Origin of the sequence: Paenibacillus sp. FSL H8-0282, from assembly GCF_037963825.1 — a bacterium.
Lineage (GTDB): Bacteria > Bacillota > Bacilli > Paenibacillales > Paenibacillaceae > Paenibacillus_AQ > Paenibacillus_AQ odorifer.
Window position 1 is genome coordinate 6,739,093 of sequence record NZ_CP150146.1, and the last position, 17,365, is coordinate 6,756,457.

Here is a 17,365-nt window from a genome sequence, read left to right on the forward strand (position 1 = left end):
TTATTTCACCCTTACAACAGGACGAGGCATTAGCGGGGCATTCCAGGCCTCTTCAATATCTTCTAGAGCGAACTCTTTTGTGGTAATTTTTATCTTCCCCTCGGCGGCCATTTCAAAGACACCTCTAACAGCGGATAGCATATCAGCTTTGGAAACACTCTTATCTCCGCTACCTACGAGTTCGATTGTTGATGAGCGTAAAAGAGATGAAGGTAAATGAATGCTTTCTTGGCCAGATGAAGTTCCAATGCTTACAAAACGGGTTGAACGATCCGTTTTCGCCTTAGCAAGAGCTGACATGATGGCGAGTGCGCTGTCGCCCCAAAGATAATCCAATATAACATCAACACCTTCAGCAATAACTGGCATTAGGGCGTTTTCAAACATTTTTTGACCGTTGTCGGCTGTCATATCAAATGCAATGGCCTCATCAGCTTCAAGTGCTTGCAACTTTGATTCGTTGCGTCCTGTTACAATGACCTTCTTGGCCCCCAGACCCTTAGCAATCTGAACTGCTAAACTACCGGATGCACCAGTAGCGCCATTAATCAATACAGTTTGACCGGATTTAAAACCAGCTCGAAATACCAATGCAGCCCATGACGACATAGCAGGGTTGGCGATAGCGGCAGCAGTGAGATCATCAATACCATCTGGTAAACGGACAGTCAGCTTTTCGTTGACGATTGTTTGCTCAGCCAAACTACCATATGGTGCAGTAGGCAGCGCAAAGTAAACACGGGACCCATCTTTCAAAGTTCCTACACCGTCGATACCGGCTACAATTGGAAAGTTATCTTCAGAAGAATAGTGCATACCCATTGAACGGAACTTGCTAACTCGACTCAAGGCTGTGGCTGTAACGTTAATTATAACTAGCCCCTCTGTCCCAACGGGGGAATCAAAATGACCCATTACGGGAATCGTCCCCTTATCCTTTACGATTGCTGCCTTCATATTTACACCCTTCTTCCACCCCATATTATGTGCATATTGCACATAATAAAGTATAACACAAATTATGTGCAATATGCACACTTTATTCGGAATCCATATCCGAACGCAAGCCCATTAGCTTATTCCCAAAAGAAACGGCTGGTCAGGTTCCCCTGATCCAGCCGTTTTTTGATTACTTTAATATTACATTATCGATTAGTACCGCCGTATCGTAGATACTGTCTCCTTGATCCCAAACATGGAACCGAAGGACAATGGAGCCCTTGCCGGCAAATTGGCTTACATCAAATTGTACATGCTTCCAATTCGTCATGTATGTTGTATGATCCCCGCCGTAGAAATCAATCGCTACTTTGTTCTCTTCAATCCAATAGGCCGTGGATTCATTAATCGATTCAGCCCCGATAATAACAGAATCATTACCATAGACACTGGACGTCACTGTATTGCCGCCATTTATGTGAGAAGTAATGAGGGAAGCCGTATTAATGTATACACTGGAAGTTACCGTTGCTCTGAAGGTGTCATTGAATTTGCTTCCAACGAATTCCTTAGGCTCCTCAGAAATGAAATTGTAATCGAACGATAGGGTTGTTGCACCCGCCGGAACAATGAAACTTTGCTCGATATAACTGTCTGAATTGTAGTCATATCCTCCTTGATCATTGTTTTCATACCCAAGGCCAGTGCTGATAATAGCCATGTAGTTCCCCTCTGTCGGTTTAAGCGGTCCCAGCTTGGAGATCACCCGAACATCGCCGTTTCCATTCCAGCCGGTCCAAGTTCCGTTTTCAAAGGTTCCGTTGATGACCCCTTCGGTCTTAGTGCCAATGCTGCTTCCTTTCATGAAGAATGCTGCCAACCCATCGTTTGCTCCATGGGCAGCCACTGCTGCTTGAAAAGCTTTTTCGGTTGTCATGTTGTCATCGTTTAAAGCGGTAAATACGGATTTAGCAATAGCTTGATCATATGCAAGCTTTACATAATCGGTATATCCATAATAAGTGCCAGCACCATTGTTGATGAAGGCATCTGCCATGGAATCGTTGTACGCGCTGCGGCAGCTGCCATTATATACGATGGTATCAGGTAGCATATCGTTGTACCGTGTAATAAAAGACGGTGTAATAGCATAATAACCGGATATAATAGCCAGTCGTCCCTTTTTCAAGTCCAACTCATAGGTCTTTTTGCTCTCTGTCGTTGCCTTTTCTCCTGTCAGGAACATAACTTGCGGTCCAGCGTATTTGAAATCAATGCCGTATTTATTATGGAGCTTCTGTAGCACTATTTCATCATAATAAGTATCTCCGTGGGTATCCAAGACCACGACGCCATACTGATTCAGCCCTTTAAAGAAATTAACGCCCGCTGCGGTGTCCTTTACTCTTTCCACAAGGAAAGGGTAACTCGACTGGTCGAAGCTGTCATATACAGCGTCATATACAGTCGAAGATGGAAGTGTGCCGGAGAACGGAGAAATTACAGCAACCCGCTGGCTTCCTATGGTGGCTACGGTTTGTTCCACATTTTGCGTTAGCGCCTCAGCCGCCAATGCAGCACTGGACGCAGCCTCTTCTACGGTGCTGCTTAACCCTTTTGTATTCTCAGGAGCTGCGGAGATCCCCCCTAGAATCCCGTTGTCCAGCAAATACCAGATGCTTCCTCCTTCACCCGAAATCCCAGCATGCTCTACTTCTGCTTGGGTTTGGAGCCAAGCCACAGTTTCTTCCTTTGCTTTTTGCAAATTACCATATGAAGTAGCCAGTTGATCAAGCTTACTCTGTGTATTATTTTCAATGATTTCCGTTTGTGCAAGCTGTTCATCCGTAAGATGCTTCATTACAGATAATTTAAAAACTGTGCTGCTTGGCACATCTCCCACAAACGCCTGCAGATTTATGTAACCCTCCGTACTTTCAGTCAATACTGCTTTCCCACTGTACAGTCCGTCTGCCTCAAGACTGTCTCCATGGGCTTCCAAACCGTCATCGTACAACGAAATGATTTGCGAAATCACTTTGCCGCTGTCATCTACTTGATAGACACTAGCAATTACCGTTCCTGGCGCATTAATCGATGAGCGGAATATAACTTCTGTTGGCTCTTCCACATAAATGGCATCTGAACTCTCCCCCTTCACCACAACCTGGAGAGCATTTGCCGGTGCCGGGGTTGCCGGTGTCGGTGTCGGTGTCGGTGTTGGTGTCACTGGTGCTGGGGTTGCCGGTGCTGGGGTTGCCGATGCTGGCGTTCCCGGACCTGAAGCTCCCGGCGCCGGTGCTGTCACAGATGTCCCGCGGTCAGTTGTTGCCGGGGTGGCAGTCGGTGTTGCCTCAGGACTCTTGCCCTTATTAAGCTCTTCAGCCAGAAGCTGTTTGGATTTCTCGACATATACTGATTTATTGGTTTTGAACTCATAAGCCAGACGAGCCAGAGCCTGGCGCTCCGCATGCTCTTTCGGTTTGAATTTCAGGGTGCCGTCACTGCCTTGGACCCCGTTGATGAAACCATTTTTGAAGGCAAGGGATACTTGCGCTTTTGCCCATTCGGACACCTCTGAGATATCCGACAGCTTGCTATCAACCGGAAGCTTCTTCGCTGTTTCATCCAATTCGAAAGCTCGGATGAAAAACACGACCAGCTCCTCACGGGTGACATTTGCATTAGGACTGAAGGTGGTGGCCGATGTCCCCTCCGTAATGCCTGCCTTTACCAATGCACCTACATAACCGCGATACCAACTGTTCGCGGCAACGTCTTTAAACGGTGCGGCTTGATCAGCATTTGCTTCTAGACCCAACGACAGGACTATGATTTTCGCCAGTTCGGCACGTGACATAGCCTTTTTCGGTTTAAAAGAGTTATCTTCATAACCTGAGATTATTCCTGCTTCAGTTAATGATTGAATCTCCTTTTGCGCATAAGAGCCTGTGATGTCTTTGAACTGCGCGGCCTCACCAAACACCATATGTGGCGTAAGAGTGCTTAATAATAGGGCAAACACAATCATCAGACTGAGTTTACGGCGTGCTGCTTGGAATAACATTGTTTCTTCCCCCTTCTTACTCTAAAAATATCAATGAGTCTGTCGTCCTAGTGAGTTCCAAGGATGGCATTTTACACCATTATTCGACAACTTCTTGATTCTACAATAGGACCAGGGTAATTTACAATGTCTATTAGATAAAAAAAATAGATATATTTGTAGACTGGAGATTAAATGGCATAAAAAAAAGACCATCGAGTATAAGCTTGGATTGATAGCGATTTAATATTTTATCGTATTATTCTTCACATTCACTAAGATTTTACAATGATAAGCTTAATAATGTATGCCTTATGACACTTTAGGAGGTAATATAATGAGCAAGTACGACGAAGCCATGAAGCTGCTGGAAGAACAAGCGGGTAACAAGGACGGCCTGATCTCACTATCCACCATCGCACTGGAACCGGGGGCTAATGGCAAAAGCCGTCCCTCCGCCCGCATTGTAGACGCCTATTATGAGGACGGTGCGTTCTACACCGTTACTTACGCAACCTCAGGCAAGATGCAGCAGATCGCCCAAAACCCCGAAGTCGCTGTTTGTATCATCGTCGAAAACTTTACGGCCTATGGTATCGGTGAAAACCTGGGCTGGGTATGTGACGAGAAAAACGCGGAGATGATGACAAAGCTGCGCACAATATTCGCCGGGTGGTATAACGAAGCCAATAACGACGAAGATCCTAACACATGCCTGCTGCGCATTCGCCTGACAAAGGGCCTGTGGAATGACGCCCATAAAGGGATCAGAAATGAGATTGATTTTATCAATAAGACGGCAAATTAAGTGGTCTGTGTGATAGAACAGTCAGCAAAAAAGGTTCATCGCAGCAGTCAGCCACGATGAACCTTTTCATAAGAACCAACTAAATGATAACAGCTACATTAGAACTTTATAAAACCCGTAAGGCCTGGGAATTGACTTCCCGGAAATCCCGGAAAACCTGGAAATCCCGGATTTTCACCTTCTCCACCTTCTCCACCTTCTCCACCTTCTCCGCTTCCTTCGTCAGGCAAGATAAGCTCATAAGTCACATTTTGTGCCGGCACTAAGTTCATAGCATACTCATCAATTTCCGGTGCCCCGTCTAACGCCTTCCATCCAATTCCAGTCACTCCTAATCCCCAGACAGATTTACTTGGAATCATGAATTGTACGCCGAAACGATAGGTTTCCTCATTGATTAGCTTTTCTTCTTGTGTAAATGGATCAATGTAGATAAATTTCACTTTATACACATTTCTATCATAATATAGCTGGAGCGTCCTACTGCCATCTTCACCCCGGCTAATCTTCTCTTTCTCAAAATACTCGGTAAGCTGCGCGCTAATTCGCGAAGTGAATCTGAGTACGACCTGTATGTCCCGCTGCGAATAGCTTTGCTTAATAACCTCGGCGATTTGGTCTTCCGGCAGCTCTCTTTTTGCAAAAGGCGGCCCCTGTCTCAGTTGCCTAATCCGCACGAGCTTGAATCTGCGGTAGTCCTCTCTGACCCGGCAAAAGCCTATCACATACCAATGGCCGTGGCGAAAGTCAATCCAGCTTGGCTCTACCGTTCGCTCCAGCTTTTCCATATCCCTATTGATATAGTCGAACACCAGCAGCCTGTTATCCGTGATGGCCTTGCTTATGATCCCAATGTATTCTTTATTTTCCTGCTCCATGCTGAAATGGGACATATCCAGAGTCAGCTTGTGCTTATCGGACTCCCGCTTATAGGTATGCTCAACCTTTAACATGATGTCATTAAAAGCTTCGTTCCTGCCAAACAAGCCGTGTAAATTCTTCATTCGCAAGGATACCTCGAAATGCTCGGCAAGCTCCTTGCCCGTTACCGTACCTTTACCGGAGATGATCAGCAGCATGGAGAGCAATCGGTCGACTCGCATGATTGTGTGTGACGTCGGGTAACGTCTCCTCCTCTGGGTGAAGTAAGTGAATCATATATTCTCTTGCTTTAATGCATCAATAATATTCTCCTTTTTTACTTTAGCTCCGGAATAAACAACCGCAGAGCTGACAATGACAAATACACACACAATGACAGACAGAATGCTCATCCAGGGCAGGGTGAACCCATAGCTGAATTTGTTCGCAAATGCTTTATAGATCAGAAACATCACGGCGAAACTGACAGGAAGCCCATACAAGAGCGACTTGACCCCATAAAAAACACTCTCATAGTTCAGCATTTTTGCAAACCCCTTTGGTGTCGCGCCTACGGATTTCAGCATCGCGAATTCCCGTTTGCGAAGAGCCAGCCCTGTTGAGATCGTATTAAAGATGTTCGCAACAGAAATCGCAGAGATTAATACGATAAAACCGTAAGAAAAGACGTTCATCAGCAGAATCTGTTGTTCTTCTCTTATTCTGAATTGATATACATTGTAGACATTCAGATTGGTCTCATTCATCGCTTCAATTTCCTGCTGCGTTTTCACCGGTTCCGTGCTTTTCAAATGGAGGTACATCGAAGCGTTAGCCAGCTCCTCGCCGTCTGCCAGCCGATTCATGACGCGTTCCGACACGATCATATTTAACCCGCCTACGCCTACCGGGCTCATCCCCATCGGTGCCTTATCCGTCAATGCGGCAAATATCAATTTATTTGCCTTCGTTTCTTCCCCGCTCGCTTTAATAAAACTCGTTAGCTCGATATGTTGTCCGATATTCGCATATATGGACTTCGTCTGAATATATTTCCCCGTATCTATATCTTTGTAATGAATCGTATCCATCACGATTGCGGCGGGATGATCCAGATCCGTAAGCTGTTCGTAATCTGCGCCAACCGCTCTGGCATAGGCTTGCAGGCTCGAATCATTCATTGCATAGAGCTTAATTTCGTAAGGGTATTTCCCGTCTTGCAGCATACTCTTATCCTGCTTAACCTTCTCTTGCAACTCGTCGGCGATGCTTGCTGCATCGACCCAAGCGTTCCCGACTAACTCATGACTCACGTTGTATTCCGTGACGCCATCCAGAGATACAAGCGATTGCATCAACCGGTCATCTAGTCTTTCGCCATTACTGGACGACACTTCAATATCGTAATTGATGCCTTCCAGCGACAATGCCAGAGATTGTGTCAGGCCAGTCGTGAAAAACGATATCGTCAAAAACAAAACGATGCTGATGACAAGCGAAAAAAGAATAACATGATGTCTTCGTTTGTTCCTTTTTAAGTTTTTCAGCCCGATTTCTGCTTCGATTCCGAAGAGCTTACGAATGATCTTCGACGTCTTCACTGCTTTGGCCGTAAGCTTTACGTCAGTGATTTGGCGAATCGCGTCCACGGGAGATACCCTAGATGCTTTAACCGCCGGGAGATACGCCGAAACGAAAATCGTCAGCATCGAAACAAGACAAGTAATCAAGAGCAATAACGGCGTGACGATAAGCCTCAGCTTTTCACTAGTCCATAATGCCCCTTCAATCATTGTGTTCATGAACGAAAAGGCGATTCCGATTCCGGCAAGACCGCATAAGATGCCAATGGGAATGCTGATCAAACCAATGACGATACCTTCAAAAAATACGGAATTTCGCTTCTGCCTTTTCGTCGCCCCCACGCTCGCGAGCATCCCTAAATGGCGGGAACGTTCCGAGACGGATATCGCAAAAGCGTTATAGATGAGTCCAACCGAGCCAATTATAATAGTCCCTATAATGATTGCCGATAATGAGAACATCATGCTGGATGAGGCCCCGCTGCTGGACAAGCCATAATAACGAAGCAAATCGTTATTATATTGGACAGTGTCAATTTGGTTTTTCTCAGCCAGCTTCTCCGCATGTGCGAACAAGAACGGATTGACCCGCTGCAAGACCACCGACGCATCGACCCGATCGTCCCCCCCGATGATATGATCATCGACATAGCTAATGATCGTATAAGCCGGGGCCCAAGCCGTTTCCGACACCGGACGTTTAATGAAGCCTACCACCGTATAATCCCTAATTATGCTATGCTGTAATGTCTCGGTCAATGTGCCGTCTTTCCTGCGCAGCGGTTCCGTCTGATCCAGGGGATGATCGCCCCCTTGTTCGAATCGGTCGCCGACGCGAAGCGTTAGACGGTCGCCGATTTCGTACTTCACTTTGCCATTTGTTGCAACAGACTCGGAGATCACAACCTCCTTGTCCGTGTGCGGAAGACGTCCCTTGCTTATTTCAATCTGAAATTGTGTGAACCCTTGCACATCATATTCCTTAATGAACAAGTACGGCTTATTGGAATTTTGTCCCCCTTCTAATGGGGCATACCCAAGGTCTCTTGTGATTGCAACCGTTTTGGTTGCATCATCGCCCTGTATCGCCGCAAGCTGTTTCTTGGTTATATCTTGATACTGAATATGCCACTCCCCTGTATCTGTGATAGTTTGTCTGATCATTAAATCCGCAAAGGAAAAAACAAGCGTAATGACAGCGGTCATCATGGATACCGAAATAATTACGCCAAAAATAGTCACAAGTGTTCGTCTCTTGTTCTGCTTCAGATGCCGGATGGTTAATGTATTGACAATATTCATCACCTTATCACCTCGTTTTTGGCAATCCTCCCATCTTCAATCGAAATGATTCTGTCGGCTTGCAGGGCGATCCGTTCGTCATGCGTGATTACGATCAGTGTCTGATGATAGGTCTTATTCAGTATTTTCAATAAAACGACGATCTCGCTGCTATTCCTGCTGTCCAGATTCCCGGTGGGTTCGTCGGCCAGCATGATCGCAGGATTGCCGATGATCGCCCTGCCAATCGAGACACGCTGCTGCTGTCCACCGGATAGCTGATTCGGCAGATGGTTTAATCGATGCTGCAAATTCAACGTATTCACAAGATCAGCCCGATTTGCCTGCGTCTGAAGATGGCCAGCTGCGTTTCGTCCAAGGTATACATATCCGTATCCTGAACATACACTTTCCCGCCAGTCGGTCGATCCACACCGCCCAGCATATGAAGGAGTGTCGATTTCCCCGATCCGGAAGGTCCGATAATTGCGACGAATTCACCTTTTTGGACCGAAAAGGAAACATCATCAAGCGCCTTCACCGCCGATTCGCCTGTGCCGTATATTTCGGACAAATTTTCAATTGTTAAAATCTCCATTGCCATCCCTCCTTCCCTAGATGCTCAATTCCAGGTATATACCATCTCTCTATATCCAACATCCCAAAGGGTTTCATTCCCCTCAATGGTTATCTTAAGCTCATTAGCCCCGGTGAGATAAAGGATCCTCATATCCGGCTCATGGAGCTGATCTTCTGCAGATACAGACAGGAGCTCATGCCCGTCAACGGTAACCTTAATGCTGCCCTGAAAATCCTTATGATCAGGAATTCCATAATTCAAGCTAAGATACAGATCTCCCTTATTGCCTAGCGAATACGTATATGTTTCCTTCTTTTTACCTTCGATGCCATACACATTATATTGGGGTGTCACGTCTTGACCGCCAATCTTAAGACTGTCCTGTTTGGTTCCCGTTAATCGATTTCCGGTACTATCTTCCCATTCGTTAATCGCTACAAAAGGGGCCAACTCTTTGGTGAACACTTGATCAACTACTCCTAAGACCCCCCACACGCCGAGCATTAAGACAGCACTGGCAATTCCCGTAGCAGTGATATTTCTCCAGTAGTTTTTTGTACGGAAGCCAATCTTGTAGGCCCCGAATCCAATAGCAGCGCCCAATGAGTTCTTTATGACGTCGTTCGTGTCAAAGCTGCCGAGGAATGTTAGTGCCTGGATGGTCTCCACCACAAGAATGGACAGGATAAACCCTGTCATGAAGCGAACAAAGCTGGTGCGGTATAACAACGGAAACAGTATGCCAAAAGGTATGAAGGCTGCAATGTTTCCAATACCCACCAAGTCCATCAGTGTCGGATGTAGAAGATCGGAAAGACCCGGCACCCTAAAAAAATCGTCCGGCAAAAAAATAAAGGTGTACTGACTGGTTAGATCTACCTTATCCGCTCTGCCGAAAGCAAAAAACATAAAATAAAGAATAATCAGGGTGTAGCCTATCGTGATAAAAAAAGTAATCTTGCGATGCTGCTTCATTTGCATGGTTGTACCTCCATCGTTCATCTGATGAATATCATTTTATCTGTCCAAAATGACTTTACAGTGACATTGGAGGTGACAGTTTAGTCACTTATGGAGTGCTGTTAAATCACATGCTTATAAAATTTGATCCGAAACTCTGTACCAGTCCCGCTGTCGCTCGTTACATCAATCACGCCGTTCTGGCTTGCAATGATGCTGTGAGCCATCGCAAGCCCTATACCGATGGTTCCTTCATTAGCATTCTTTCCTTTATAAAAACGTTTGAATATATAAGGCAAATCCTCTTTCGGAATGCCCTCTCCGTTGTCAGCAATAACGATTTCCGTAAATAGCACGTTGTCGGAAAATGTGATGGTAATCGCACCGCCCTCAGGTGTATGCTCCACTCCATTCTTCAAAATATTGATAACCGCTTCAGCAGTCCAATGGAAATCGCCGTCAAAAGAGACGTTGTCATCCCCTGTGATGGAAACGGTCTGTCCCTTAATATCCATCGGAATCATAACCGGCTCCAGTGCATTTAGGATTAGGGTTTTCATGTGTATTCGATCTTTTTTGAACGGGATAGTCCCCCATCCATTTTCGCTAGCTTTAATAAAGATGAAACAAGCCAATCGATCCGTTCAAGTTGAATGCGAATATGATGGGTGAACTCCGTTCTTTTGAGTGGAGGCAGATCAGGGGCGCTTAACAGATCTGCCATGACTGTCATAGAGGTGATCGGTGTTTTGAGTTGATGTGAAATATCGGAGATGGCATCGGTCAGTTGAAGCTTATCCTGCTGCAATAGAGAACGATGCTCGGAGAGCATGCGTGCCACCTTGTAAATATCATTCTTTAAGATGCTAAGCTCACCTTCTTGATTATCGCGAGGGTCAAGGGAGGCCTGGCCGCTGCTAATCTCCCGTAAATAGATGGACAGCTTCTCTAGCTCGTAATAGTGAACTGATCGATGTCTTCGGCGAGCACCTTTCGGGCTGAAGCGGCATTATGGCAGAGAACAGTCCAATAACCCTCTTGCTGCAGCGAATATTCCAGTCCCGACGCGATCGTCTTATCATCTTCAACTAATAATATTTTCATCTGAAGTTCATCCTTATGATTGGATTGAATTGCACCTGTCTCGGATTTACTTATAGTATTCCCCAAGATTTTAGAACATTTAATGAATTCCACGACTACACAATCTCTTTATTAAAATGTCCTCTTGTGTCTGTTTCCTGATTAAAGACAGCATTATTCATAGAGCCATTTAATTTGCCTGACGCCATATTAATGACTTTCACAACCTGCTCTTTTGATTCAACTGTGAAGTTTAATCTGAGCGCCTCGATTCCTTTGATGTTTTGTAGCTCATCTAAAAGATTAAGCGTCTTCCCATTAAGGAGAGTCGTTGTACAATCATTATGGGAAATGATAGGGAACGTTCCGTGCTCATCTTTTAACTCATAGCTCTTCGTTTTGCAAATTCTGCATTGATTCATTTTTTTCATCGGGCAATATTTTGTAAACATCAAAGGAACCTTGCCATATACAATCATTTCCAGTGCAGGATAGCCGTCATTTTCTTCATAATAGGCATTACTTAAATCTTCAATTTGGCTCTTATTCAATTCATAAGATAAAGTGACTCGTTTTGCACCTAATTTATATAATTCATAGCAACTAGTAGCATTAACAACATTTAGAGAATAGTCCGTAACAAACGGATTCGTTTCTCTGTAGTGATAAATTCCGCCATATCCTCCGATTAGTAGCTGCCCTTCTTTTTCCTTATAACGATTCTGATTTCTTCTAACAACATTTTCATAATAGATTTCCTTAATTCCACAGCTCACGCAAGCATCATACTGCTCCTTAGTCGTTACAGAGGCCGTAAAGTATGGTTTTTCAGGGGCAAAGCTTATTTTTTCTTTTGCTTCCAAAGCCTTGGTTCTTTTCTGCTGGCTGTTAAGCTTTAAGTCATATAAGCCCAGTACAATATCTCTTCTTGCTGCATTTAACAGTTTAGCTGGAATAAAAGCATTGCATTCCTCAAAATCCACATGATTAAGTTCGAATATCGTATCATTTAATCTTGAAAATTGCTTGATTACCTGGTCTTTTGTTGTTGGATTATTAATGGCTTCGCCTAGTATTTCCTCGCTTTCATATGAATAATGACAGCCTAAGCCCTCCGCATCTATGACAAGCTTTGAATCTGGACGTGCATATACTCTAATATCGAGGTTAAACCGCTTAAATTCTTTTTCCAGTGATAATTCTAATTCTTTGTTATAGAAATAATCCTTCGTTTTATATACTAAATCTCCCGTAGACATCTTTTCTTTGATTTTGATATAGCAGACATCCTCTGCTTTGTTGATTAATTCGCCCTCTTTATCGTACAGTTTTGCAACCGTTAAATTAACATCTTCATTGTTGTGACTTATTCGAATGGTATCGTTCTGATTTAAAGGTCGTGTAAGTGTTATTTCATACCTATCTTTAACAATCTTGCTGATTGTTCCAATTTCATAACCAAAGTGATTAGGTCTTAAAATGTTTGTAATATTTCTCCTATCTTCGTGAAACAAATATCCTTTAGTAAATGTTCGATTGAATGTTTTTTTCAGATTTTCTTTGTCTTCTTCGGTTATTTTATGATCTAAGGCCTTGCGATATTTGGATACAACATTAGCAACATACGTAGGCACTTTCATTCGGCCTTCTATTTTTAAAGAATCGATTTCTTTTAAATCCTCGATATAGTCGATTGTGTTTAAGTCCTTGGTAGATAGAATATGGTTTTTCCCTAAAGATGTACCTGTTGTCTTATCCATGAGTTCATACTCCTTACGGCATGAACCCACACATCTTCCGCGATTTGCGCTTCGATTACCCATTAATCCTGACATTAGACAGTTTCCCGAGTAAGATACACATAAAGCACCGTGAACGAAAATTTCTAAAGGTATCTCAGCTTTTCTTTTGATCTCTTTTACTTTTTCAATCTCAACCTCACGGGACAGAACAACTCTTTTGGCACCAAGTTCTTTTAATAATAAAGTTCCGTCTAAATCGTCTATTCCCATTTGAGTTGAACAATGTGCTTCCATATCAAGAAAGTTTTTAACGATATAATCGAACGCAGTCAGATCCTGGACGATAATGCCATCCACACCGATTTTATTTAATTCGTGGATCTGCTCTTTCATCTCTTCAACTTCGTTTTCAAAAACGATGGTATTCATTGTAACATAGAGTTTAACGTCCCTCAGGTGCGCATACGTAACCGCCTCTTGTAACGATTCTAGATCAAAATTAGATGAGTATGCACGCGCACCAAATTTTTGCATTCCTAAGTATATGGCATCACAACCATTAGAAATTGCAGCTTTTAAAGCTTCCATATTTCCTGCTGGAGCTAGTAATTCAGTCATTTCTTCCTCCTTATGATCCATAAATAACGGCAATGCTAGTTTGTCCAAAGGTGTTCTTAAAAGTACATCGTCAGGACTGCATGGTATTGAAGAACGGTTAAAGGTCGTTTTCACGCTTTTGTTATTGCTTTTGTTATTGCTTTTCTTAACAGCAGGTTTCCGCTTGCCGTAATGCGTCATCTCTTCTTCTTAGTCCCCTGCTTCATCCCAGTTAAGATGGATAATACGATAATAACTACTATAAATCCGATAAATGACGACATGGCCGCTCCCGTTTAAATTAATAAGATTATTAGAAAATCAAATTTCAGACTATTACCATTAATCATAAAATAAGAACTATACTTAAGCTGCAGCAAAACGCACAAGCCAATGGCTTGTGCGCTTGTTTTAAATGACCTCATTTGCTCTGAGGGACGTATCTCATAATAATTCTTTAAGTACATTTTTCGCCACGCGTATCTTCTCATCATTAGCGTCACGAAGCATACCTACAATATCCTGAATATCGCTCTCAGCTGAGGTAACCATAAACTCTTCACTCCTCATGTATAGAGAATTATTTGGCTCCTGGAGCCAAAATTGAGCAGGAATTATGGGTGCCTATCATTGCCAAGTAGCAAACATTTAATTTTACATAAGTATGAGCGAGCATCTGGCGCATTGATTAGCAGCCTTAAAAGAGCCTCCACTAAAATCGAAGTGGAGGCTCTTTTTACATTTTTGTTATTTCAATTGTATTGGCTTTCAACCGTTATGCTGTGCAGTTCAAGTCATTTAAACTAATATTGAGTTCTGTTCTCCGCTTTACCACTATTTGTGATACGGTTCCCCCCGATTGATCTTCACCGCGCGATACACCTGCTCCACCAGCACCAGGCGCATGAGCTGATGTGGCAGCGTCATGCGCCCGAAGCTCATGCGCTGCTGCGCGCGGCGCATGACCTCGTCGGAGAGCCCGTGGCTCCCTCCGATGACGAACACGACATGGCTCGTCCCGTAGGTGCCGAGCCGGTCAATTTCTGCGGCAAGCTCTTCCGAGCTCCACAGCTTGCCGTCGATCGCGAGCGCAATGACATGCGCCTCGCTCTTAATCTGCGCGAGGATGCGTTCGCCCTCGCGTCCCTTCACCTGCACCACCTCTGCTTCGCTTAGAGAATCCGGTGCTTTTTCATCTGCCACCTCAATGACCTGAAACTTCAGGTATGGTGTCAGCCGTTTTGCATACTCCGCGATGCCATCGATCAAGTACTTTTCCTTCAATTTTCCTACGCCAATAATTTGAATAAGCATAAGTGCCTCCTGTCATAATCCTCTATAGAAATAGCAAAAGGACGCGCACTGGGCGTCCCTTGTAGTTTTAGTAAGTACCTTCTGTTCTATCACATATTCGGTGGAAAAGAAACGACAATTAAAACGGCCTACTCTTACGCATTCTCTAAATGTCCTATTTTTCATACAATCTCTGGATCTCCTGATCCCCAGTATTCCTAGATTGCCTGAATCTAGAATTTCATGTATTCCCCGTCCTCAGCAGGTTCAATCTACTTCTACTTACTCTCCCCCTGCTCCTCCATCACAAAATCCGGTTTCTCCCCAGCTTCATAAGCACTCAATATAGAGTCCAGCAAGCCTGGGAAACGTGCATTAAGATCCTCTGTCCGCAGGGACAACATACGCTGTGTTCCTTGAACTCGTGTAAAAACAACCCCTGACTCGCGCAGAGTACGGGCATGGTGAGACATAGTGGATTTTGCGATCGGGACGTTGAAGCAGTTGCAAGCCTGTTCTCCATTTAAGTGAATATCCGATACGATATGTAAGCGAATCGGATCGCTGAGTGCATACAATACGGAGGCAAGCTGAATGTCCTTGCGGTCCGGATGAAATAGTATTTTCACGGATGATTATCCCCTTTTGTCGTACGATGAATGCGAAAAAAATATTGGTGTTCCTAATTGCATTTTATATCAACGCATGCTATATTTCAATTGTTCGTAAGTAATCGAACTATTAAACAATAATAAAAGGAGTGCTTCGCACATGACTTCTGTAAATAACCTCTCCGCGAATGCGGATCATGAAGCCTCCGTTCCGGAAGCGCCTCTTCCACGAGAAGGCCTGCTGACCCTGCTGTTCAGTGTCGCTGTGGTTCTCGTCATCATGAATACGGCTATGTTCAATCTGGCGCTGCCTGATGTGACCGAAGCCTTTGGGATTACGGCTGCGTCCGCTTCTTGGATTGTCACCGGGTATTCCATTATGTTCTCGATTACCTCAATCACGTACAGCCGGCTTTCTGATTTTCTGCCGATTCGCCGTCTGTTGGTTATAGGCTTGTTGACGCTGGGCCTCGCGGCTGTTGCCGGCTTTTTCAGCACCAACTTTATCTTCCTGCTTATCGTTCGCATTCTCCAGGCCTCGGGCGCGGGCGCAGTAATGTCCTTATCTCTTGTCCTGTTTACCCGCTATATCCCGCAAGCCCGCCGCGGCAAAGCAATGGCGACAATTATGTCAGCCGTCTCGCTGGGTCTAGGGCTTGGGCCGGTCGCGGGCGGAGCCATCGTCGAATATCTCGGTTGGATTTGGTTATTCTCTGTAACGGCAGCTATTCTGCTTCTAGTGCCGCTGTTCCTTATTCTGCTGCCCAAAGAAGTACCCACCCGTGGCTCCTTTGATGTGCTTGGCGGGCTGTTCTTGGGCGTCGGCACGACCGGGCTGCTGCTGTTCCTGACCAGCGGGCTGTGGATTGCCTTGATCGCCGGAATTGTCGCCATTGCTTTATTTGTTGGCCGTATCCGCAGCACACCTGATCCATTCGTGATGCCTGAGCTTTTCCGTAACCGCTCATACCTCGTGTTGGCTCTGATCGGAGTTGCCTCCTACCTGTGCAGCTTTGCCACGTTATTCCTGCTGCCGCAGATTCTGACTCACCGTTTCGGCTTCAGCGCAAGCCATGCCGGGCTTGTGATCTTTCCGGGTTCGCTGCTCGCCATCTTTGTCTCCCGCTCCGTGGGGCGAATCATTGACCGTTATGGCAATGCGGGGATTTTACGTTTTGCACCATTGCTCGTATTGACCGCTACCATCCTATTCGCTTTCTTTGCTGGGCGGTCATGGATTGCCGTCATGTTCATCTATATGATTATGAGTCTGGCCTTCACGACACTGTCCAGTAGTGTATCCAATGAAATCTCTCGGATTCTGCCTTCCTCGCAAATCGGCTCTGGGATGGGGCTGTTCCAACTGTTGCAATTCTTCAGCGGCGCCTTCAGCGTAGCTATGGCCGCAAGCGCACTGGAATGGCAGCGCGGACTGCCGCTTTCTGCAGCCTACTCCAATATCTACTGGGGACTCTCTATTGCAGCATTGATCGCCATCATCTCAGCTATTCTCTACCGCCGAGGCAACCGAAGTAGCTCGCTGACCGACATAGTAGATGCAGCAGATGCATAAGACCTAATCGGCTAACACATATATTATTTCATGCAAAAAAACACCCTGCGGCCCATTTCCGGGACTGCAAGGTGTTTTTAATAAATTTTAACAGTCCTTTAGACCACTAAATATTCCGCATTCTTCTCACATTCCGCACATTTGGCCGGCGGGTCCCAGTCCGAGAACTCGGTCTCCTTCAAGTCCACAATATCAGGTGCATCCTCATACTCGTCCACAAATTTGTCGATGGCTAACTCTACATGTTCTTTACATACTACATACATTCAACCAAGCATCCCTTTCTGTGCCGCTGCGGCCTAATACTCCTTCTATTGTTCTACCATACTTCCCACGAAAATGGAACTCCTATCTATCCATTCCAGCAATCTGTTCATCCATTGTCTATATTCTTGCCCTACCGAAAAA

Annotated in this window: 11 protein-coding genes and 3 pseudogenes; 2 read left to right on the forward strand and 12 right to left on the reverse strand. The window is 44.9% G+C overall.

What is annotated here, in order from left to right:
* Both NST94_RS29305 and NST94_RS29310 read right to left on the reverse strand, forming a co-directional pair.
* A complete protein-coding gene (locus NST94_RS29305; protein ID WP_076124288.1) occupies positions 1-957 on the reverse strand; it encodes a zinc-binding alcohol dehydrogenase family protein in 957 nt (318 codons plus the stop codon).
* Between the two features lie 172 nt (positions 958-1,129).
* Positions 1,130-4,006: an S-layer homology domain-containing protein gene (locus NST94_RS29310; RefSeq protein WP_076301540.1), complete on the reverse strand. Its 2,877-nt coding sequence runs from the start codon at positions 4,004-4,006 to the stop codon at positions 1,130-1,132.
* Between the two features lie 316 nt (positions 4,007-4,322).
* Between NST94_RS29310 and NST94_RS29315 the strand changes: the two genes are divergently transcribed.
* Positions 4,323-4,793, forward strand: coding sequence for a pyridoxamine 5'-phosphate oxidase family protein (locus NST94_RS29315; RefSeq protein ID WP_076301541.1), 471 nt, complete (start codon positions 4,323-4,325; stop codon positions 4,791-4,793).
* A gap of 98 nt (positions 4,794-4,891) precedes the next feature.
* Here NST94_RS29315 and NST94_RS29320 read toward each other — a convergent pair whose 3' ends face one another.
* The 9 genes and pseudogenes from NST94_RS29320 to NST94_RS29360 form a co-directional block, all read right to left on the reverse strand.
* A complete protein-coding gene (locus tag NST94_RS29320; protein WP_076301542.1) occupies positions 4,892-5,896 on the reverse strand; it encodes a WYL domain-containing protein in 1,005 nt (334 codons plus the stop codon).
* A 51-nt stretch (positions 5,897-5,947) separates the two neighbouring features.
* The gene (locus NST94_RS29325; protein ID WP_076301543.1) at positions 5,948-8,539 is read right to left on the reverse strand and encodes an FtsX-like permease family protein; all 2,592 of its coding nucleotides are present in this window, start codon (positions 8,537-8,539) and stop codon (positions 5,948-5,950) included.
* Positions 8,539-9,116 (reverse strand): annotated as a pseudogene (locus tag NST94_RS29330) (ABC transporter ATP-binding protein). The gene NST94_RS29325 and the pseudogene NST94_RS29330 overlap by 1 nt, the downstream one beginning before the upstream one ends.
* Before the next feature lie 24 nt (positions 9,117-9,140).
* Entirely contained in the window at positions 9,141-10,079 is a 939-nt protein-coding gene (locus NST94_RS29335) for a VanZ family protein (RefSeq protein WP_076301544.1), read from the reverse strand.
* A gap of 101 nt (positions 10,080-10,180) precedes the next feature.
* Positions 10,181-11,019, reverse strand: a pseudogene (locus NST94_RS29340) (HAMP domain-containing sensor histidine kinase); the annotation flags it as partial.
* Positions 11,016-11,162, reverse strand: a pseudogene (locus NST94_RS29345) (DNA-binding response regulator); the annotation flags it as partial. The pseudogenes NST94_RS29345 and NST94_RS29340, both read right to left, overlap by 4 nt.
* Before the next feature lie 95 nt (positions 11,163-11,257).
* Complete coding sequence (locus NST94_RS29350; RefSeq protein ID WP_339281531.1) at positions 11,258-13,681, reverse strand: DUF3656 domain-containing protein; 2,424 nt, start codon at positions 13,679-13,681, stop codon at positions 11,258-11,260.
* A gap of 633 nt (positions 13,682-14,314) precedes the next feature.
* Positions 14,315-14,794: a 23S rRNA (pseudouridine(1915)-N(3))-methyltransferase RlmH gene (rlmH, locus tag NST94_RS29355; RefSeq protein WP_036677839.1), complete on the reverse strand. Its 480-nt coding sequence runs from the start codon at positions 14,792-14,794 to the stop codon at positions 14,315-14,317.
* A gap of 257 nt (positions 14,795-15,051) precedes the next feature.
* Entirely contained in the window at positions 15,052-15,402 is a 351-nt protein-coding gene (locus NST94_RS29360; RefSeq protein ID WP_076181727.1) for a helix-turn-helix transcriptional regulator, read from the reverse strand.
* Between the two features lie 142 nt (positions 15,403-15,544).
* On the opposite strand from NST94_RS29360, the gene NST94_RS29365 reads away from it, so the two are divergent.
* Positions 15,545-16,957 (forward strand): MFS transporter, encoded by a 1,413-nt coding sequence (locus tag NST94_RS29365; RefSeq protein ID WP_339281532.1) that lies wholly within the window; start codon positions 15,545-15,547, stop codon positions 16,955-16,957.
* A 98-nt stretch (positions 16,958-17,055) separates the two neighbouring features.
* Here NST94_RS29365 and NST94_RS29370 read toward each other — a convergent pair whose 3' ends face one another.
* Entirely contained in the window at positions 17,056-17,223 is a 168-nt protein-coding gene (locus NST94_RS29370; RefSeq protein WP_063829780.1) for a CxxH/CxxC protein, read from the reverse strand.
* Positions 17,224-17,365 lie beyond the last annotated feature (142 nt).

What these genes read in the sequence shown, in the direction of transcription:
- NST94_RS29305 (WP_076124288.1), bottom strand. Translation starts at nt 957, where the DNA reads ATGAAGGCAGCAATCGTAAAGGATAAGGGGACGATTCCCGTAATGGGT.
- NST94_RS29325 (WP_076301543.1), bottom strand. Translation starts at nt 8,539, where the DNA reads ATGAATATTGTCAATACATTAACCATCCGGCATCTGAAGCAGAACAAG.
- NST94_RS29315 (WP_076301541.1), top strand. Translation starts at nt 4,323, where the DNA reads ATGAGCAAGTACGACGAAGCCATGAAGCTGCTGGAAGAACAAGCGGGT.
- NST94_RS29365 (WP_339281532.1), top strand. Translation starts at nt 15,545, where the DNA reads ATGACTTCTGTAAATAACCTCTCCGCGAATGCGGATCATGAAGCCTCC.
- NST94_RS29370 (WP_063829780.1), bottom strand. Translation starts at nt 17,223, where the DNA reads ATGTATGTAGTATGTAAAGAACATGTAGAGTTAGCCATCGACAAATTT.
- rlmH (WP_036677839.1), bottom strand. Translation starts at nt 14,794, where the DNA reads ATGCTTATTCAAATTATTGGCGTAGGAAAATTGAAGGAAAAGTACTTG.
- NST94_RS29335 (WP_076301544.1), bottom strand. Translation starts at nt 10,079, where the DNA reads ATGCAAATGAAGCAGCATCGCAAGATTACTTTTTTTATCACGATAGGC.
- NST94_RS29350 (WP_339281531.1), bottom strand. Translation starts at nt 13,681, where the DNA reads ATGACGCATTACGGCAAGCGGAAACCTGCTGTTAAGAAAAGCAATAAC.
- NST94_RS29310 (WP_076301540.1), bottom strand. Translation starts at nt 4,006, where the DNA reads ATGTTATTCCAAGCAGCACGCCGTAAACTCAGTCTGATGATTGTGTTT.
- NST94_RS29320 (WP_076301542.1), bottom strand. Translation starts at nt 5,896, where the DNA reads ATGCGAGTCGACCGATTGCTCTCCATGCTGCTGATCATCTCCGGTAAA.